This is a genomic window from Commensalibacter communis, assembly GCF_947179105.1.
In the GTDB taxonomy this organism is placed as follows: Bacteria; Pseudomonadota; Alphaproteobacteria; order Acetobacterales; family Acetobacteraceae; genus Commensalibacter; species Commensalibacter communis.
Window position 1 is genome coordinate 203,152 of sequence record NZ_CAMXCK010000003.1, and the last position, 18,071, is coordinate 221,222.

The 18,071-nt window shown below is 39.0% G+C and carries 21 protein-coding genes; 20 read left to right on the forward strand and 1 reads right to left on the reverse strand.

Translation table 11 applies throughout. The features are described from left to right. The first annotated feature begins 96 nt into the window (after window positions 1-96). The 14 genes from pyrH (at window position 97) to PQG52_RS07600 (ending at window position 13,249) form a co-directional block, all read left to right on the forward strand. On the forward strand, window positions 97-840 hold the full coding sequence (gene pyrH, locus PQG52_RS07535) for a UMP kinase (RefSeq protein WP_271828809.1): 744 nt from the start codon (window positions 97-99) through the stop codon (window positions 838-840). An 83-nt stretch (window positions 841-923) separates the two neighbouring features. Beyond that, window positions 924-1,445, forward strand: a complete 522-nt coding sequence (gene frr, locus PQG52_RS07540; protein ID WP_271789513.1) for a ribosome recycling factor — start codon at window positions 924-926, stop codon at window positions 1,443-1,445. Window positions 1,446-1,472: 27 nt separating this feature from the next. After that, window positions 1,473-2,249 carry a polyprenyl diphosphate synthase gene (uppS, locus tag PQG52_RS07545; RefSeq protein ID WP_271828812.1) on the forward strand — a complete coding sequence of 259 codons (777 nt, stop codon included), beginning with the start codon at window positions 1,473-1,475 and terminating at the stop codon, window positions 2,247-2,249. Further along, the gene (locus PQG52_RS07550) at window positions 2,239-3,117 is read left to right on the forward strand and encodes a phosphatidate cytidylyltransferase (protein ID WP_271828813.1); all 879 of its coding nucleotides are present in this window, start codon (window positions 2,239-2,241) and stop codon (window positions 3,115-3,117) included. Before uppS ends, PQG52_RS07550 begins: the two co-directional genes overlap by 11 nt. A gap of 35 nt (window positions 3,118-3,152) precedes the next feature. Further along, window positions 3,153-4,313, forward strand: a complete 1,161-nt coding sequence (gene dxr / locus PQG52_RS07555; RefSeq protein ID WP_271828815.1) for a 1-deoxy-D-xylulose-5-phosphate reductoisomerase — start codon at window positions 3,153-3,155, stop codon at window positions 4,311-4,313. 26 nt (window positions 4,314-4,339) lie between these two features. Beyond that, on the forward strand, window positions 4,340-5,464 hold the full coding sequence (rseP, locus tag PQG52_RS07560; RefSeq protein WP_271828816.1) for an RIP metalloprotease RseP: 1,125 nt from the start codon (window positions 4,340-4,342) through the stop codon (window positions 5,462-5,464). Between the two features lie 195 nt (window positions 5,465-5,659). Next, the gene (bamA, locus tag PQG52_RS07565) at window positions 5,660-8,080 is read left to right on the forward strand and encodes an outer membrane protein assembly factor BamA (RefSeq protein ID WP_271789514.1); all 2,421 of its coding nucleotides are present in this window, start codon (window positions 5,660-5,662) and stop codon (window positions 8,078-8,080) included. A 9-nt stretch (window positions 8,081-8,089) separates the two neighbouring features. Beyond that, a complete protein-coding gene (locus PQG52_RS07570) occupies window positions 8,090-8,992 on the forward strand; it encodes an OmpH family outer membrane protein (RefSeq protein ID WP_271828817.1) in 903 nt (300 codons plus the stop codon). An 11-nt stretch (window positions 8,993-9,003) separates the two neighbouring features. After that, window positions 9,004-10,071 carry a UDP-3-O-(3-hydroxymyristoyl)glucosamine N-acyltransferase gene (gene lpxD, locus PQG52_RS07575; protein ID WP_271828818.1) on the forward strand — a complete coding sequence of 356 codons (1,068 nt, stop codon included), beginning with the start codon at window positions 9,004-9,006 and terminating at the stop codon, window positions 10,069-10,071. A 137-nt stretch (window positions 10,072-10,208) separates the two neighbouring features. Continuing rightward, complete coding sequence (gene fabZ, locus PQG52_RS07580) at window positions 10,209-10,652, forward strand: 3-hydroxyacyl-ACP dehydratase FabZ (protein WP_271828895.1); 444 nt, start codon at window positions 10,209-10,211, stop codon at window positions 10,650-10,652. A 109-nt stretch (window positions 10,653-10,761) separates the two neighbouring features. Beyond that, the gene (gene lpxA / locus PQG52_RS07585) at window positions 10,762-11,595 is read left to right on the forward strand and encodes an acyl-ACP--UDP-N-acetylglucosamine O-acyltransferase (protein WP_271828819.1); all 834 of its coding nucleotides are present in this window, start codon (window positions 10,762-10,764) and stop codon (window positions 11,593-11,595) included. A gap of 12 nt (window positions 11,596-11,607) precedes the next feature. Continuing rightward, on the forward strand, window positions 11,608-12,468 hold the full coding sequence (locus PQG52_RS07590; protein ID WP_271828820.1) for an LpxI family protein: 861 nt from the start codon (window positions 11,608-11,610) through the stop codon (window positions 12,466-12,468). Window positions 12,469-12,480: 12 nt separating this feature from the next. After that, on the forward strand, window positions 12,481-12,876 hold the full coding sequence (gloA, locus tag PQG52_RS07595; protein WP_271788562.1) for a lactoylglutathione lyase: 396 nt from the start codon (window positions 12,481-12,483) through the stop codon (window positions 12,874-12,876). A gap of 19 nt (window positions 12,877-12,895) precedes the next feature. Continuing rightward, window positions 12,896-13,249 (forward strand): MmcQ/YjbR family DNA-binding protein, encoded by a 354-nt coding sequence (locus PQG52_RS07600; RefSeq protein ID WP_271828821.1) that lies wholly within the window; start codon window positions 12,896-12,898, stop codon window positions 13,247-13,249. Window positions 13,250-13,251: 2 nt separating this feature from the next. On the opposite strand, the gene PQG52_RS07605 is transcribed toward PQG52_RS07600, so the two are convergent. After that, on the reverse strand, window positions 13,252-13,650 hold the full coding sequence (locus tag PQG52_RS07605) for a hypothetical protein (protein ID WP_271788564.1): 399 nt from the start codon (window positions 13,648-13,650) through the stop codon (window positions 13,252-13,254). 194 nt (window positions 13,651-13,844) lie between these two features. Between PQG52_RS07605 and rpmH the strand changes: the two genes are divergently transcribed. The 6 genes from rpmH (at window position 13,845) to argB (ending at window position 18,040) form a co-directional block, all read left to right on the forward strand. Then, window positions 13,845-13,979 carry a 50S ribosomal protein L34 gene (gene rpmH / locus PQG52_RS07610; protein ID WP_008854041.1) on the forward strand — a complete coding sequence of 45 codons (135 nt, stop codon included), beginning with the start codon at window positions 13,845-13,847 and terminating at the stop codon, window positions 13,977-13,979. Window positions 13,980-14,042: 63 nt separating this feature from the next. Beyond that, on the forward strand, window positions 14,043-14,378 hold the full coding sequence (gene rnpA / locus PQG52_RS07615) for a ribonuclease P protein component (RefSeq protein ID WP_271789516.1): 336 nt from the start codon (window positions 14,043-14,045) through the stop codon (window positions 14,376-14,378). After that, window positions 14,379-14,597: a membrane protein insertion efficiency factor YidD gene (gene yidD / locus PQG52_RS07620; protein ID WP_271788565.1), complete on the forward strand. Its 219-nt coding sequence runs from the start codon at window positions 14,379-14,381 to the stop codon at window positions 14,595-14,597. A 43-nt stretch (window positions 14,598-14,640) separates the two neighbouring features. Further along, complete coding sequence (yidC, locus tag PQG52_RS07625; RefSeq protein WP_271828822.1) at window positions 14,641-16,410, forward strand: membrane protein insertase YidC; 1,770 nt, start codon at window positions 14,641-14,643, stop codon at window positions 16,408-16,410. A gap of 3 nt (window positions 16,411-16,413) precedes the next feature. Next, entirely contained in the window at window positions 16,414-17,076 is a 663-nt protein-coding gene (gene yihA, locus PQG52_RS07630) for a ribosome biogenesis GTP-binding protein YihA/YsxC (protein ID WP_271828823.1), read from the forward strand. Between the two features lie 34 nt (window positions 17,077-17,110). Further along, window positions 17,111-18,040, forward strand: a complete 930-nt coding sequence (gene argB, locus PQG52_RS07635) for an acetylglutamate kinase (RefSeq protein ID WP_271828824.1) — start codon at window positions 17,111-17,113, stop codon at window positions 18,038-18,040. The last annotated feature ends 31 nt before the right edge of the window (window positions 18,041-18,071 follow it).

Consider the following 18,071-nt stretch of genomic DNA (forward strand, 5'->3'; position numbering starts at 1 on the left):
CAGGAAACATTGATAAAAATGATTTCATCCTTTTAAAAATAGTGATGCTGTTGTAGTATTTCTTACCGTCTATAACTATAAACCAGATGTGAAAAAATGATTAATTCTTTGAAAAATGATACCCCTAAACGTGTGTTACTAAAAATCTCTGGCGAAGCTCTGTTAGGGCGAGGGATGTACGGTGTTGATCCAGAAATTGCAAACGCAATTGCTGAAGATATTGCAAGCGTTGCAAATGCTGGAATAGAGGTATGCTTGGTTATTGGTGGGGGAAATATTTTTCGTGGTATGACTGCTGCTGCTAAAGGCATGGATAGAGTTCAAGGTGATTATGCAGGGATGTTGGCAACTGTCATCAATGCGGTTGTGATGAATAGTGTTTTGCAACAGCATAATATAGATAGTTATATCATGTCTGCAATTTCTATGCCGCAGATTGCTGAAACTTATATTCGTGATAAGGCAATGCGTCATATGGATAAAGGACATGTAGTGATCTTTGCTGCTGGCACGGGAAATCCTTATTTTACTACGGATACGGCTGCTGCATTACGTGCTATTGAAATGGATTGCGACCTTATGTTAAAAGGAACACAGGTCGATGGTGTTTATGATTCAGACCCTAAGAAGAATCCAGAAGCTAAACGATACGATATCTTGACCTACACAGAGGCTTTGGCGAAAGGATTAAATGTAATGGATGCAACGGCATTAAGTCTGGCTCGTGATAATAAATTGCCAATTATTGTTTTTGATGTGCACGAAAAAGGTAATTTTAGCCGTGTTATCAATAATGAGGGCACGTTCACAAAAGTCGTTGTTTCTGAAGCTAATTCTTAGTTCATTAAATATAATATTTGTTAAAAAGGATTTCTTTTGTGGTTGATGATATTGATAGTTTAAAAAAAGACATAGAACGTCGTATGAGCAGTGCGATTGACTCTTTTAAACATGATTTGGCTGGCTTACGTTCAGGTCGTGCAACTGCTGCTTTGCTAGAACCAATTCGTGTTGAAGCATATGGAAGTGTTACCCCTATTACTCAAGTAGCTTCTATTGCAGCACCAGAACCAAGAATGTTAACCGTTCAAGTTTGGGATAAAGGCTTAGTCAGTCTGGTTGATAAAGCCATTCGTGAAAGTGGATTGGGATTAAATCCAATGCCAGATGGACAACTTATTCGCGTGCCAATTCCTCAATTAACCGAAGAACGTCGTAATGAAATGGTAAAAGCCGCGGGTCGTTATGCGGAAGCTGCAAAAGTAGCAGTGCGTAATGTGCGTCGTGATGGAATGGACAAAACCAAAGCTGCTGAAAAAAATGGTGATATTAGTCAGGATGACGTAAAAGTTTGGTCTGATGAAATTCAGAAAATTACCGATCAATATGTCAATAAAATTGACGAAGTTCTTGTTGAAAAAGAACGCGATATTAAGCAAGTTTAGCCTGATAGACCGAAATGATATCTTGTGATGGCTTGTTTTCCTTTGGATAAAACTAACGAATGTTTAAAATTGTCTGAACCTAAATCTCTGCCTCGGCATGTTGCAATTATTATGGATGGTAATAGTCGATGGGCTGAAGCAAAATCTTTGCCGAGAGTTGCAGGACATAAAGAAGGAGCGCAAGCTGTTAAACGATGTATCAAAGCGGCAATTCGGAATAATATTCCGTGGTTGACGCTTTATGCTTTTTCTTCTGAAAATTGGCGTAGAACGCCCGAGGAAGTTGCTGATTTAACGGCTCTGTTAAGATATTATATCAAATTTGAGGCACGTAAATTACACAAAGAAGGCGTTTGCGTGCGTATTATTGGTGACAGTGCGCGTTTTGATAAGAAATTGCAACGTGAATTTAAAGCAATTGAACAGCTGACTGAAAATAACACGCGTTTGATTTTAACGCTTGCTTTGTCATATGGAGGGCGTGGGGAAATTATTCAGGCCGTTCAACGTATTGCTAGTGATGTGCAGGCGAATAAGATAAGTTTGGCGCAAGTAACTGAAGATGTTTTTGCTCAATATTTATTTGCACCTGATATTCCTGATCCGGATTTGATTGTCAGAACCAGTGGTGAATGTCGGCTATCTAATTTTCTGTTGTGGCAATCTGCTTATGCAGAGTTGGTGTTTGTTCAAACGCTATGGCCAGATTTCAACGAAGAACATTTTAATCATATCTTGAATATCTATGTTCGTCGCGATAGGCGCTTTGGTTCTAGACCAGGATTAACACTTAGTGATAAATAATTCAAAACCCTCTTGGCAAGATTTGCCTTTACGTATCATTTCCGCTCTTGTTATTATTCCAATTGCTTTATTTTGTATTATTTATGGGCAGTGGTTTTATATTGGTTTGCTGAGTATTACCAGCGTTGCCATGACTGTGGAATGGGCGAATTTATTTAAAAAGAAGCTTTCTAATTATCGTGTTGCGGTATTTCTAATATGGCCTTTGGTTGCTTATGCAGCGGTTATCAAAGGGATGTGGTGGCCAGCAATTTTAATTGTTGGATGGGCTCCTTTTATTTTTGGCCCTCAATTGTGGCTCGGGTCTGTTGTTATTGGTGGTGCGGGCATATCCTTGTTATGGTTACGTTTTATGACAGCATCTGAAATGCATGCTGTCATCTTTATTGTCATTGTTGTTATTGCGAGTGATAGCTTTGCATATATCACAGGCAAAACTTTTGGCGGTCCAAAATTAATTCCTTCTGTTTCTCCTGGAAAAACTTGGTCGGGTGCGATTGGTGGATTAATTGGCGCTGGCTGTGTTGGCAGTATCATTGTGGGTTATCTTTGTGGTGGGTTTTATCCAGCTTATATCGGTGGAGCTATTTTTGGAATGGTCACGGGCATTGTTGCACAAATTGGTGATTTGCTTGAAAGTAAATTAAAACGAGAATTGGGTGTGAAAGATTCTGGTAAAATCATTCCTGGCCATGGTGGCGTATTGGATCGTTTTGATGCATTATTGTTTGTTTCAATCTTTGTTGCTTTTATTTCTTGTATTTTGCCAGCTGACAAAAGTTTGGATAAATGGGGTGGCTCACTATTGTCAACAAAAATTGTGGGCGATCAACAGCCTATATTCCTTCCTTTGACAATCATTAGATAAAGTATTAATTCAATTATGTGCAAGGATATTTCAAGATGAAAACGGTTTCTATATTAGGATGTACTGGCAGCATTGGTTGTTCAACGGTTGATTTGTTATTGCAAGATACAGATTCATTTCAAACAATTGCGCTGGTTGGTGGAAAGAATGTAAAAAAGCTTGCAGAGCAAGCTATTGCTCTTAATGCACAATATGCCGTTATTGCTGATGAGCATTTTTTACCTGAATTAAAAGAATTATTATCAGGCCATTCAACAAAAGTCAGTGGTGGAAGACAAGCGGTTTTAGAAGCAGCATCAATTCCTGCAGATTGGACAATGGCAGCGATTACAGGTGCTATTGGGTTAGAGCCCACAATGGCAGCTGTCAAGAATGGTAAATATGTTGCCCTGGCAAATAAAGAAGCGTTGGTTTCTGCGGGTGATGTGATGTTGAAAGCAGTTCAAGAGGCAGGTGCTACGCTGTTGCCTGTTGATTCTGAACATAATGCAATCTTCCAATCAATGGCTGATAAACAAATCCAGTCAATTGAGAAAATTATCTTAACGGCATCAGGTGGTCCTTTTCGGAATACTTCTTTGGAGGATATGAAAAAGGTCACGTTAAAGCAGGCTTTGAAACATCCAACTTGGACAATGGGGGCTAAGATCACTATTGATTCCGCAAGTATGTTTAATAAGGGTTTGGAAATTATTGAAGCAGCCCGCTTATTTGATATGCCAGAGCATAAAATTGATGTGTTAATTCATCCGCAGTCTATTATTCATAGTATGGTGCAATACGAAGATGGCAGTATGATTGCACAATTGGGGGCTCCTGATATGCGTATTCCTATTGCGCATACCTTGGCTTGGCCTTATAGAATGCGTTCAAATGTAGAACGTCTTAATTTGACCCAAGTTGCAAAATTAGAATTTGAAGCACCTGATGAAGTGCGTTTCCCTGCTTTACGCTTATCTCGTGAGGCGTTAAGAGAGGGTAAGTGTGCGCCGACCATTCTTTCTGCTGCTAATGAAGTAGCTGTTGATTCATTTTTAAAAGAACAAATTGGATTCTTAGATATTCCTGAGTCGGTTGAAGCCGTCATGCAAAAATTGGGTGCCCCAGTTGCCAATAGTATTCAAGAAGTAATTCATTGGGATCAAGAAGCTAGAAAACATGCACAAGCATGGATTAAAAATCGTAACAGTATGTAAATGAAGAATTAATTTAAGGTAAATCCATGTCAATGTTGGCTATATATGATTTCTTGCGAATGATTATTTCATTCGTATTTGTTTTAGGCGTACTCGTTTTTATCCATGAGCTTGGGCATTATTTGGCTGCACGGTGGCGCGGAGTACATGTTGATGTGTTCTCTATTGGGTTTGGCAAGCCTTTATATCGTTGGCATGATAAGGTTGGCACTGAATGGCGTATTTGTCCAATCCCATTGGGGGGATATGTCAGACCTCATGGATTTGCTGATCCAGAAGATGTTAGTGAAGAAGAAAGAGCGACTTATATAGAAGGTAAGACTTTCCACGGGAAAGATGTGGGAAGTCGAGCTATTGTTATTGCAGCAGGACCGATTTTTAATTTTTTATTGGCGATTATTTTATATTTCGGTTTATTTGTCACGGTCGGTAAGCATAGTTTGGGTGAGCCTGTTGCTCAAGCAATTATTGCGGATAGTGCAGCAGCGAAAGCAGGAATACAACCCAAAGACGTTATTTTAAAAATTGGGGATATTAATCATCCTGGTGTTGAAAATCTTGTCATGTATGCTCAAGAACATCCTGATTTATCAACGACGATCGCTGTTAAAAGAGATGGTAAAGAGGTTACTTTACCCATTACTATTGGTAGCAAAGAGAATGATGGGAAAAAGGTTGGTCAGTTAGGCGTTCAATTAGCCATTAATATCATTGCTGGTAAACCAATGTCTGTTGGTGGGGCAGCTGTCGCTGCAGTTCAAGAAACATGGGATGTCAGTAAAAAAACACTTGTTGGTCTGGGTCAAATGATAACAGGACAGAGATCAGCAAAAGATTTAGGCGGTCCCATTAAAATTGCACAATTATCAGGTCAAGTGTCCAAAGGGGGATTTGCTGATCTGGTTAATTTCATGGCGCTTTTATCCATTAGCTTAGGATTGATTAATTTATTTCCGATTCCTGTACTTGATGGTGGAAGATTGGTTTTTTATGTATTCGAAGCCATCTTCAGAAGACCTGTGCCAAAACCGATACAAGAGCGCGCTTTTCAAGTGGGTTTTGCATTAATATTACTACTTTTTGCATTTTCAATGTATAACGATGTGACTCAACTTTCGTGGTTTCGTTGGCTTACAGGTCACAGTAATTAAATTCTATGATGTTTATTGCAAGTAACGACTTGTCAAAAGGTATAAAAAACGGTTACTCACGAAATAAGAATAAAATAAGATGATTTATATTTAGTTATAAAAAATCTTGTGATATGCAATTTGGTGGATTTCCATTAGTGAAAAAGGGTGGCTGATTTGTCAGGTAAACGTTCGGCTCTGTTTGCTTCTGTATGTATGTTTCCGTTTGTATGCAGTGCTTTGCACGCGCAAACGACAGGTAATGTGTCTCATTCTTCGCATGCTAAGAAAGCTGTAAAAAGCGCTCATCATGCTAAGAAAGGGAATGTTGGTAAACACGTAACTAAACAAGGTGGTATCATTCAATCCATTCAAGTGATTGGAAATGATCGTGTTGAAACACCTACAGTGCTGTCTTATATGTTGGCACAGCCTGGAGATCCTTTTAACAAGGATTTGTTAGATCGTTCTTTAAAAACCCTTTATGCAACTGGGTTGTTTAAGGATATTACCTTCCATCGTTCTGGCAATGATTTGCAAATCAAAGTTGTAGAGAATCCAATTGTAAACGTGGTGGCTTTTGAAGGTAATAAAAAATTAAAAGATGCAGACCTTACGAAATATACTTCTTTAAAACCGCGAGCTGTATATTCTCCTGCGTTAATTTCAGAAGACCGTAAACGCATTTTGGCAATGTATGCTGCCAAAGGGCGTTACTCAGTAACAGTCACGCCTCAGATAATTCACCTGTCAAAAAATCGTATCGATGTTATTTATAAAATCAACGAAGGCCCAAAAACAGCTATTGAAAAGCTGACCTTTGTTGGAAATCATGCGTTTAGCGAAGCTCGTTTAGCACAAGTGACATCTTCTAAAGAAACTGCTTGGTATCGCTTTTTATCGTCTTCTGATGAATATAACCCAGAACGCGTAAAATATGATGCCGAGTTGATTCGTCGTTTTTATATCCGCAATGGGTTTGTTGATTTTAAAATGATTAATGCAACAGGCGAATTGTCACCTGACCACAAATCATTTTATATCACATATACCATGAGCGAAGGTCCACAATATCGTTTGAATAAAGTGGATGTACGTTCTAATTTAGAAGGGGTGAAACCTGAAAAAGTTAGAGAAATGATCGCCATGCGTAAAGGTCAATTTTATGATGGTAAGGAAATTGAAGACGTAGCTAAAAATATCGAGGAAACATTGCAGTCTCAAGGTCATCCTTTTGCAGTGGTTCGTCCGGAAATTGCACGTAATCCAGAAAAGAAAAGAGTTGATCTTTTATTTGATGTAATGGAAGGCCCTCGAGTTTACGTCGAACGTATTGACATTAATGGCAATACGGTCACCAAAGACAATGTGATTCGTCGTGAATTGCCTGCTGCTGAGAATGATCCGTATACCAATACAACTGAAAAATACATGAAAATGGCAGTTGATGATTTGGGATATTTCAAAGAAGTAAAAGTTCAGCAAGTTAAAGGATCTGCAGCTGATAAACGTGTGGTTGCGATCAATGTTCAAGAGAAACCAACGGGTGAATTCTCACTAGGTGGTGGTTACTCTACTGATTCAGGTGTTTTAGGGAATATTGGATTAAGACAAAGGAACTTCCTAGGTACTGGTGTTGATGCTGGAATTTCTGGAACGGCTGCATATTATGCAAAGCAAGTTAATTTATCTGTAACCGACCCTTACTTTTTGAATAAAAATATGGTTGCAGGGATTGATCTATTTTATATTCAAAACAGTTATCAAACCTATCAAAATTATGGTGAAGATCGTTTTGGGGCTTCATTTCGTTTAGGCTATTCTTTTAATAATGTGTTGTCTCAACAATGGACCTATTCGATTATTGATCGTCGTGTCCACGATATTTGGGATGATTCATCGTATTATATTTTGGATCAAAAAGGACATTCATTATTATCTCAATTAAGCACAACCATTGCGTATGACACCAGAGACGCCCGTTTCAATCCTCATACTGGAACATTGGTTAAAGTTGGCGGTGATCTTGCGGGGCTTGGTGGTGATGCGAAGTATGTTCGTGGTAAATTAGATGCATCCCATTATTTCCCGTTGGATGATTTAACAGGTAATCGTGATTGGACATTAAGTTTGACTGCGGGTACTGGTTATATTGCTGATTGGGGCAATAAAGACGATACAATGATTATTGATAACTTCTATTTGGGTGGTAATAACCTAAGAGGTTTCTATGATGGTGGTGTTGGTCCACGAAGTCACGGGATACCTAAAAGAGGGGATAACAGGGCACATACTCAAGAAGATTTCTTGGGTGGACGTTTTATGTATACGGCTTCTGCGCAAGTTAATTTCCCGATGCCTGCAGCAAGGGATCTTGGCTTAAGCGGTCGTTATTTTGTTGATATGGGTGCATTGGGTGGCTTAAGAGTTAAGAATAGATATACGAACTCTGCACATGATGGTGACAAATATACCGGTGTTTATGGGGACAGTTTATCACCCCGCGTGAGTACAGGTGCTGGCGTTTCTTGGAAAAGTCCATTTGGGCTGTTGAATGTTGATTTTGGTTATCCCGTTGTTAAGCAAAAGCATGATCGCACTCAATTAGTACGGTTTGGGTTTGGACAACAATTTTAAGGATGAATAATGGTTAATAAGTTTGGATTATATATTGCTGTTGCTGGGGCTTTTCTAGTTCCATCCCTTACCATAGCAGCACATGCAGAAGATGCGAATAATGGTTGGTTTATTCCTAAAAATAGTCAACCTAAGCCTGTTTCAACGGCGCCAAAAGCAGCTGTAAAACATACTGCAGCACCAAGAGTTATGGCACCTGCACCTACGCCAGCTGATGAAGGTGGCGAAGATGGCGACATGCAAAATCAGCCTCAAGCTGTTTTACCATTGCCTCCTGTTCCTAAACCTGCGCCTTTACCAAAATCTAACACGCCACCAACAGCGGTTATTGGGGTTATTAGTGTTCCAGATGTTATGCGTCAATCGGTTGCTGCTCGTGAAGCAGAGAAAGTTTTGGTTGAACGTCGAGATCAGTTGCAAAAAGATGTTCAAAAAGAACAAAAAGCTTGGAGAGCAGAACAGCAACAAATCCAAGCTAAAGCAAAAACGATGACGGATGCGCAACTTCAAGAGCGTGGACGTAAATTGCAAGCCCGCGTCATGAATGCACAAAAAGATTTTCGTAACCGCAGCCGTATCATTCAAGAATCAGCACAAGTTGCATTTGGTCAAGTTGAGCGTGAATTAATTATATTAATTCAAAATGTTGCTGAGAGTCACAATATGAATCTAGTATTACATCGTGAACAGGTTGCGTTGAGTGTGAACGAGCTAGATATCAGTAACGAAGTTGCAAAAGAGTTGAATAAAAATCTATCTTCTGTATTTATTCCTGCAGCTGATGTTGATCCAGAAGAATTAGCTAAAAGTGGTTCTATGCCGACAACAGCCAATCCTGATGCGGCTCCAAAAGCTGCAGCAAATAGTGTTGTAAAAAAAGCTCCTGAACAACAGGACAATAGTAAGAAATAAAGGTGTATCGCGTGAGTATAGAGCAAGAAAATCATCATCCTGGGGACAGCCGTTTTTTTTCAAAAACAGGTCCTTATACTATTGACGATCTAGTTAAGGAAACAGGTGCTCAACTCACACCACCTCGTAAAAATGTTAACCAAGTTAAATTTTCTGGAATTGCACCCTTACAGGTTGCAACTTCAGCAGAAATTAGTTTTTTAGATAACAAGCGTTATTTGCCATTATTGGCTGAGACAAAGGCTGGGCTCGTTATTGTAGCCCCTGCTTTTGCTGATAAAGTTCCAGAAACAAGTGCTGCTTTGGTAACGTCCAACCCGTATTTGATATGGGCAAAGATTGCGACTTTGTTCTATCCCAAAAATAAAGCTAAGCCAGGAATACATCCTACTGCTTATATTCATTCTGATGCTGTCATTGACCCTAGTGTAGAGGTTCAACCCTTTGCGGTCATTATGAATGGTGTGCATATTGGTAAAGAATGTATTATTGGTGCTCACTCTGTGATTGAACAGGGTGTTCAAATCGGTGAATATTGTCGCATTGGGAATCATGTCTCTTTGAGTCACTCTGTGCTCGGTAATCGTGTGACTTTGTATCCCGGTGCCAGAATTGGTCAGGATGGATTTGGTTTTGCAGTTGGAGATAAAGGGTTTGTTAGCATTCCCCAAATTGGCAAAGTTGTGATTCAGAATGACGTCGAAATTGGGGCTAACTCAACCATTGATAGAGGTTCTGTTCGAGACACCATCATTGGTGAGGGATCCAGACTAGATAATTTGGTTCAAATTGGACATAATGTGCAAATGGGGCGTTGCTGTATTGTTGTGTCTCAGGCAGGTATATCTGGTTCGACCCAGCTCGGCGATTTTGTTACCATTGCAGCTCAGGCAGGATTGATTGGTCATATTCATATTGGTGATCATGCAAGAGTAGGGGCGCAATGTGGCGTTATGTCTGATGTTGAAGCAAAATCAGATGTGATTGGGAGCCCCGCGATGCCGTTCAAGGAATTTTTCAAAAATGTTGCTTTTTTAAGGCGCATGGCAAAATCATCAAAAGGTAAAGAAGATAATTAAAAGTTAATTGATGATTTTGATAAAATCGGTATAACTAAGATAGCTATTAAAAGATTGATATAATTTATAAGTGGTTGAATAAAGTGAACATAGACGCAAATAAAACAGGTGTTTCACCAGAAGCACAAGATCCTGCTATTGACCTTCCTGTTATTGATATTGAAGGCATTATGAGTGCTATTCCACATCGATATCCATTTCTATTAATTGATCGTATGGTCAATGTCAAAAAAGGATTATCTGCCACAGGAATTAAAAACGTATCAGTGAATGAGAATTTTTTTCAGGGGCATTTTCCTGGCCGTCCAGTAATGCCTGGTGTTTTAATCATCGAGGCAATGGCTCAGACTGCTGCAGTATTAGTCGTTAAAACATTAGGGGCAGAGTTTGAAGGCAAAATTGTTTATTTCATGACAATTGATAATGCTAAATTCAGACGTCCCGTTGGACCTGGCGATCAATTACATATTGGTGTTGAAAAAGAACGCCAACGTGCGAATGTATGGAAATTCCGTGGTATTGCTAAAGTAGATGGTGTTTCTGTTGCAGAAGCAACATTTAGTGCAATGATTATGGGTTAGTAAAGAAACAGCATTATTTTATTCTGTGAAATTGTAATAAAGTATTTATGACGTTTATATATAATATAAAAAGATGGAGGAAATCCTGGTAGATACAGTAAACGCTACTATGAATGATAGTGAGATCCATCCATCTGCGGTTATTGCTGCTGGGGCAAAAATAGGTCGAGGAGTTTATATCGGTCCTTGGTGTTCTGTAGGTTCTGATGTTGTGATTGAAGATGGTGTCAGGCTAATTGCAAATGTTATTGTAGATGGTCATACGGTTCTTGGAAAAGAATCTATATATTATCCATTTAGCACAATTGGTCTCGCCCCTCAGGATTTGAAATATAAAGGAGAACCGACACGTTGTATAATTGGTAATAGAACCGTCGTTCGAGAACAAGTCACCATCCATCGTGGCACAGAATCGGGTGAAGGGGTGACTATCGTTGGATCTGATTGTTTGCTGATGGTGAATGCTCATATTGCACATGATTGTCATCTTGGTGATCGTGTTATTATTGTGAATAACGTCGTTTTAGGTGGGCATGTTCAAATCGATGATGATGCTCGCGTAATGGGTTCTGCAGCAATTCATCAATTTGTTAGAATTGGTAAGGCGGCATTAATTGGTGGTGTCACTGGAGTTGAATCTGACGTTATCCCTTATGGTAGTGTTCTTGGAAATCGTGCACGTTTAGTTGGGATGCACTGGATATGGCTGAAACGTAATGGTGTGCTTAACGAAGAGCTTCATATTTTAAGAAACGTATATCGTCATTTATTTCCTAGGGACGAAGATCAGCATGGTGTTTTCGAAGAACGTTTACAAATCGTAAAAGAAAAATTCGGTCATATTGAGAAAGTTCAACAAATTATTGATTTTATTGAACAACCTAGTCGCCGTGGATTGGTCAAAGTGGGGCGTTCGATTTCTTCTTCGGAAAAAGAAGGATAAATAAGCATTTAGATGCAAAATCAATTTACTGAAAAGAAAGCAGCCGTTGGAATCTTAGCTGGTGGTGGACCCTTGCCAGGTAAGGTTGCAGAGGCTGTTTTTGCGATGGGACATCCTGTTTTTATTGTTGGATTTCAAGATTTTGCTGAACCAGAAATTATTGAACAATGGCCACATGAATATGTTCGTTTAGCAGCAGCTGGACGGATTTTGTCGGCACTACGTGAACATCATTGTGAAGATATTGTGCTAATTGGCCCTGTTAAGCGACCATCTTGGCGTGATTTACGCCCAGATGCAGAGGGAGCCAAAATCCTTGCTCGAATAGGTAAAGCTTTATTTGCAGGAGATGATGGTTTATTGGCAGCATTGGTTCGTGTATTCGACGAAGAGGGATTCAAAGTTCGTGGTGCGCATGAATTTCTAGACCCTGTGACAGAAGGTGTGTATGGAAAAATTCAACCTGATACTCAAGCCTTACAAGATATTGCTAAGGGGATCGAAGTTAATCAAGCGTTAGGACGATTAGATATTGGCCAAGGATGCATTGTTCAAAATGGGTTGGTCATTGCTGTAGAAGCAATGGAAGGCACAGATTCTATGGTTAAAAGAGCTAAGGATTGTCAGCAGCCAGGTCTAGGTGCTATTTTAGTTAAACAAGTAAAACCTGATCAAGAAAGACGGGCGGATATGCCGACAATTGGACCACGCACGGTAATCGGAGCTTGTGAATCTGGATTAAGAGGGATCGCTTTTGAAGCTGGTGGCACGCTGATCGTGCAGCAGGAGGAAGTAATCCGTCTGGCTGATGAAAATGGGATATTTCTGTTAAGTTATCATCCAGAGAATTTTAAACAAAAATATTTAAAATGAAAGAGAAACAAAATGGCTACTTATCTTCATACAATGATTCGAGTTCATAATTTAGAGAAAAGCTTAGCTTTTTATCAGTCTCTTGGTATGAGAGAAATTCGTCGTAAAGAGGTGACCGAAGGCAAGTATACACTTATTTATGTTGGTTTTGATGATAACGCAGCGGGCGAAGCTGAAATCGAATTGACTTATAATTGGGGGCATGATGTGCCTTATGATATGGGCACAGGATTTGGTCACTTAGCGCTTGGTGTTGATGATATCAATAGTGTGGTAGAAGCCGTTCGTAAATCTGGCGGGAAAGTAACCAGAGAGCCAGGACCTGTCAAATTTGGTACGACCATCATTGCTTTTGTTGAAGATCCAGATGGTTACAAAATTGAGCTAATCCAAAACGATTCTTATTAATTGGACTTTATGGATAATCATGAATAGGCAAAATTTATTTGCACATGCCAAAGAACATTTTGGAACTATTCCTGATTATCCATGGATCAAATTTCCTGACTATGCTGTATTAAGACATTGTAAAAATAGAAAATGGTATGGCTTATTGATGAATGTTTCAGGCATCAAGCTTGGTTTAAAGTCTGAAGATCGGATTGACATTTTAAATGTTAAAGTCGATCCCGAATATTCTTATTTTTTACAGCAAAAACCTGATATTTTTCCCGCCTATCATATGAATCGAGAACATTGGGTCAGTGTCTTGCTAAATGGTAACGTTTCAGATGATGAAATTTACTTGTTATTGGAACAAAGTTTTGACTTGACAAGTTAAGTTTATTTTTTCGTTTCTTTCAGATAATCAGCAACTTTTTCAATTGACTGTGCAATAGATTCTGCAGATTGCAAGGTTTTTTCATCAGCTAATTTATTTAACAAGATACGATCTGCCATTAATAGTGCAGGAGATAGTAATCCCTTCACATCGTGTCTAAGAACAGAAAGTTGCTGCTGTTGAGTTACTTCGATTTTGGTTATTTTTTTTTGATAAAAATTCATCGCAAACAATAGGATTAAGGTGCAATATAATCCCATAAAAATAAAGATAAACCATGTTGGTAGGGTCGCATCATATAAAGAGAAGGCTAGGACACATAAAATGATCCCTGATGTGATGCTGGCAACATAAGGAAAAATAGTTTTCTTCTGTAATGGTGGGGGTTGAGTCGTCGCCATCTTTGAAAATTCCTATGGAAAACAAATTATTTTCTTGTAAATAGCATAAAAAAGCATTTCTGCCTATGGACTTAGATTGACGATTTTATATATTCAGATTATAACCACCTCTTTAGGACTATAATTATTTGTTTAGAACTGAGAATATTGTTAAAGAGTTAATTTATTCTCAGTGGCTTTAAAGGAGAGAATTCGTGAAGCGTACATATCAACCTTCTAAAATTGTTCGCAAACATCGTCATGGTTTCCGTGCACGTATGGCCACTGTTGGCGGTCGCAAAGTGATTGCTAATCGCAGATCAAAAGGACGTAAACGTCTATCTGCATAATAGGGTTTGGCGTTAAAGCGAGTAAAGTTGTTGACTGATACAGGTAACAAGCTCCAGCCGGTCTTGCGTTTGAAAAAGCGGGTACAATTTTTGAATGTAGCTGCAAACGGTCAGAAAGTCCCTACATCGAGTGTTATTTTGCAATTATTACATCGTAATGATAGCGAAGCAGGTAGAGTAGGGTTTACCGTTACTAAAAAAGTTGGCAATGCTGTCATTCGTAATCGTGTTAAAAGAAGATTACGGGGGGTGATGCAAGAACTAGCTCAAAAAAATGCTTTTCAAGGGATTGATATGGTGATGATTGGGCGAAAAAACACCTATCAAAAACCGTATGAAGCAATTGTTAAGGATTTTTCTTGGGCTTTACGCAAAGCTGGGGTCGCATTAAATAAGTAAATGAAACGAATATTCATTGGTTTGATTTATATTTATCAGCTCACGTTACGCCCATTACTTGGGCATCATTGCCGTTTTAACCCATCTTGTAGTCATTATACCCAAAAAGCTATTCAAACCCATGGTGTATTCAAAGGAATCATGTTGGGTGGATGGCGTATTTTGCGGTGTAATCCTTGGAATTTGGGTGGAGAAGATCCTGTTCCTCCTAAAAAATAGAGCGATATTTTTTTAAATTCAATGAATGATTGGCTGGCTTTGAATGGATAACAAGCGCTTTTTTCTGGCGACTTTGCTTTCTGTTGTTCTTCTTTTTGCATTCGAGTATTTTACCCCTAAAAAAGAAGAAACACACAATACAACACAACAAGTTAAACAAGAGCAAACGAAGCTTACAACACAAAAAGGTGAATCGTCATCAACTCAAGTTGTTGCAGAAGCTGGACCAGATATCAGAATCCCTATTAACGCAAATCAGGTTAAAGGCTCTTTGAACCTCAAAGGGGCTTTATTAGATGATTTGGTTTTAAAAAATTATCGTGAAACAATTCAAAAAGATTCGCCTTTGGTACGCGTTCTTTCAGCTCCAAAAACCAAAGATGCAAATTATGTGCAGACGGGTTGGGTGAATGCTGAACATGATACCACTAAATTGCCAGATATTAATTCAGTTTGGAAAACAGATCAAAAAGAGTTAACCCCTGAGCACCCTATCACCATGACATGGGATAATGGGCAAGGGGTAAAGTTTGAGAAAACAATATCGATTGATAAAAATTACATGTTCAAATTTGAACAAAAAGTAATTAACTCATCGGATAAACCTGTCTCTGTATTTTTTTACGGTCGTGTCAGCCGTGGATATACTCCAAAAGAGTTAAGCGGGTATTTGGTGCATGATGGTCCTATTGGTATTGTTGATAAACGTCTTGAACAATATTCTTATGAAACCATCCGTAAAGATTCAAAAGCCCCTTCTGATATTTCATGGAGCAAAAATACAACCGGTGGATGGGCTGGGATTACAGATAAATATTGGCTGACAGCAATTGTTCCACAACAAGATAAAAATGTTAGTGTTGTATACGGTTTCACACCAGATGCCGATCAAACTGCAAATATTAATACTGATGGTGTTGAAAAGGGAACTTATCAAGTTGGGTTCACATCACGTCAACCAATGGTTGCAGCCCCTGGTGAAACGGTTTCAACTTTTGGACATGTGTTCTCTGGCGCCAAAGTTGTCGAACTTTTAAATCAATATGAAAAAGAATATCATATTCCTGATTTCTGGAAAGCGGTTGATTTTGGTTGGTTTGCGTTTTTGACGTATCCTATTTTCATTGTCCTAGATTGGTTGAATAATTTTTGGGGCAATTTTGGGTTGGCATTGTTGACCTTTACCTTGATTGTTAAGGCTGTATTTTATCCTTTGGCTTCAAAGCAATTTCATTCAATGGGCAAAATGAAGGCATTACAGCCTAAAATGAAAGAAATTCGCGAAAAGTATAAAGACGACCAACAATTGATGAATCAACAAATGATGGGTCTTTATAAAGAACAAGGGGTTAATCCTGCCAGTGGATGTTTACCAATCTTGCTTCAAATTCCAATTTTCTGGTGTTTGTATAAAGATTTGTATGTCACGATTGAAATGCGCCACGCACCGTTTTTTGGCTGGATTCGCGATTTATCCGCGCCTGATCCAACCAATATATTCAATTTATTTGGGTTGTTGCCTTTTGATCCTGCTGCGATCTCTCCGTTCTTACATGTTGGTATTTGGCCGTTAATTTTTGGATTAACGATGTTCTTGCAACAAAAGTTAAATCCTGCAGTATTAGATCCTATTCAAAAACGAATGTTCCAATTCATGCCAATTATTTTCACTGTGGTCTTGGCTACACAACCAGCAGGTTTGGTAATTTATTATAGTTGGAACAACACATTAACAGCATTACAGCAATTGGTTATTCAAAAACGTATGGATGCCAAAGCGAAAAAAGCGAAAACCAAAGCAGCTAAAGGATAGACCGTGGGTGAATTATTACCACCATCTGTTGACGATGCAGAGTATCAAAGACTAGTTGAAGCAGGGCGAGTATTGTTCGCTCAAGAGACGAAATTCTTCTTTGGTGCTCAGCGTTTAAATCAATTAGAGCCAGCAACCTTACCTGAGGTTGCGTTTGCTGGGCGTTCCAATGTTGGAAAGTCCAGTCTGATTAATGCCCTTACTGGTCGGAAAATGTTGGCAAGGGCATCTTCCGAACCAGGTCGCACGAAACAACTTAATTTCTTCAATATCGGCGAAAAGTTAGTTTTTGTTGATATGCCAGGCTATGGGTATGCCAAAGCATCTAAGGATGTTAAAAGTGACTGGCAAAAAATGATGTTTGCGTTTTTACGTGGCAGACCAACTTTGTTACGTGTCATGCTATTATTGGATGCACGTATAGAGTTGAAACAAAGCGATCATAATATTATGAATTTGTTGGATCGTGCTGCGGTAACGTTTCAAATTGTGTTGACAAAGGCGGATCAATTATCTGCTGCACAATTAGATAAAAAACAAAAAGAAATTTCAGAAGTCATGAAAACGCATACTGCTGCTTATCCTTTTATTCGAGTAACCAGTAGTCAGAAAAATATTGGTATTGAAGCGTTAAGAGCAGATCTAGTAAGGTTAATACAAGATTAATTTAATCTTACGCGATAATTAGGATTTTAAGATTATGACCAAACAAAAATCATTGGATTCTGTAAAAAAGGCTGCCAAAGAGGCCCATGAACAAGCCAGTGTGCTTGCCCGTGCATTGCCTTATTTGCGACGCTATACAGGTGATACGATTGTTGTAAAATATGGTGGTCATGCGATGGTCGATAACGGACTATCAAACGCATTTGGGAATGATGTTGCTTTATTAAAGCAAGTTGGAATTAATCCAATTGTCGTGCATGGTGGTGGACCACAAATCAATGCGATGCTAGAGCGCATGGATGTGGAAACGACTTTTGTTGATGGATTGCGTGTTACGAATGCAGCAATTATCGATGTGATTGAAATGGTTCTGGCTGGAACTGTGAATAAACAAGTCGCAACATTAATTAATCAAGCAGGTGCTTTGGCTGTCGGTATTTCTGGTAAAGATGGTGGACTAATCGAAGCTCAGAAATTGATGAAACATGTTTGGGATGATTCGATCAAAAGAGAGCGTACAATTGATTTAGGATTGGTTGGACAACCGGTGCGTATTGATCCACGAGTTTTATATGCATTGTCAGGTTCAGGCCTTATCCCCGTTGTTGCGCCGATTGGTATGGATAAACAAGGACAAACCTATAATATCAATGCGGATATTGCAGCAGGTGCGATTGCAGGTGCCGTCCGTGCTTCCCGATTATTTATGTTGACTGATGTTCCTGGCGTTTTGGATAAGGACGGAAATTTAATTTCTGAACTGACCGAAGAAGAAGCCAAAGAAGCAATTGCCAATGGTGTGATTACAGGTGGGATGATTCCAAAAATTGAAACATGTCTTGAAGCGGTCAAAGCAGGTGCGCAAGCAGCGGTGATTATGGATGGTCGGGTTCCTCATGCATGTTTGTTAGAGCTGTTTACCGAAGGGGGATCTGGTACGATTATTCGTCCTAATCATTCTTAGCAATTATTTGAATATTTTATTTTAACATTAT

Excerpts from the sequence above, each read along its gene's own strand:
- yidD (WP_271788565.1), top strand. The coding sequence starts at position 14,379 with ATGAAACGAATATTCATTGGTTTGATTTATATTTATCAGCTCACGTTA.
- lpxA (WP_271828819.1), top strand. The coding sequence starts at position 10,762 with ATGAATGATAGTGAGATCCATCCATCTGCGGTTATTGCTGCTGGGGCA.
- PQG52_RS07590 (WP_271828820.1), top strand. The coding sequence starts at position 11,608 with ATGCAAAATCAATTTACTGAAAAGAAAGCAGCCGTTGGAATCTTAGCT.
- dxr (WP_271828815.1), top strand. The coding sequence starts at position 3,153 with ATGAAAACGGTTTCTATATTAGGATGTACTGGCAGCATTGGTTGTTCA.
- rseP (WP_271828816.1), top strand. The coding sequence starts at position 4,340 with ATGTCAATGTTGGCTATATATGATTTCTTGCGAATGATTATTTCATTC.
- uppS (WP_271828812.1), top strand. The coding sequence starts at position 1,473 with ATGGCTTGTTTTCCTTTGGATAAAACTAACGAATGTTTAAAATTGTCT.
- bamA (WP_271789514.1), top strand. The coding sequence starts at position 5,660 with ATGTTTCCGTTTGTATGCAGTGCTTTGCACGCGCAAACGACAGGTAAT.
- PQG52_RS07600 (WP_271828821.1), top strand. The coding sequence starts at position 12,896 with ATGAATAGGCAAAATTTATTTGCACATGCCAAAGAACATTTTGGAACT.
- PQG52_RS07570 (WP_271828817.1), top strand. The coding sequence starts at position 8,090 with ATGGTTAATAAGTTTGGATTATATATTGCTGTTGCTGGGGCTTTTCTA.
- pyrH (WP_271828809.1), top strand. The coding sequence starts at position 97 with ATGATTAATTCTTTGAAAAATGATACCCCTAAACGTGTGTTACTAAAA.
- yidC (WP_271828822.1), top strand. The coding sequence starts at position 14,641 with ATGGATAACAAGCGCTTTTTTCTGGCGACTTTGCTTTCTGTTGTTCTT.
- PQG52_RS07605 (WP_271788564.1), bottom strand. The coding sequence starts at position 13,650 with ATGGCGACGACTCAACCCCCACCATTACAGAAGAAAACTATTTTTCCT.
- argB (WP_271828824.1), top strand. The coding sequence starts at position 17,111 with ATGACCAAACAAAAATCATTGGATTCTGTAAAAAAGGCTGCCAAAGAG.
- frr (WP_271789513.1), top strand. The coding sequence starts at position 924 with ATGAGCAGTGCGATTGACTCTTTTAAACATGATTTGGCTGGCTTACGT.
- gloA (WP_271788562.1), top strand. The coding sequence starts at position 12,481 with ATGGCTACTTATCTTCATACAATGATTCGAGTTCATAATTTAGAGAAA.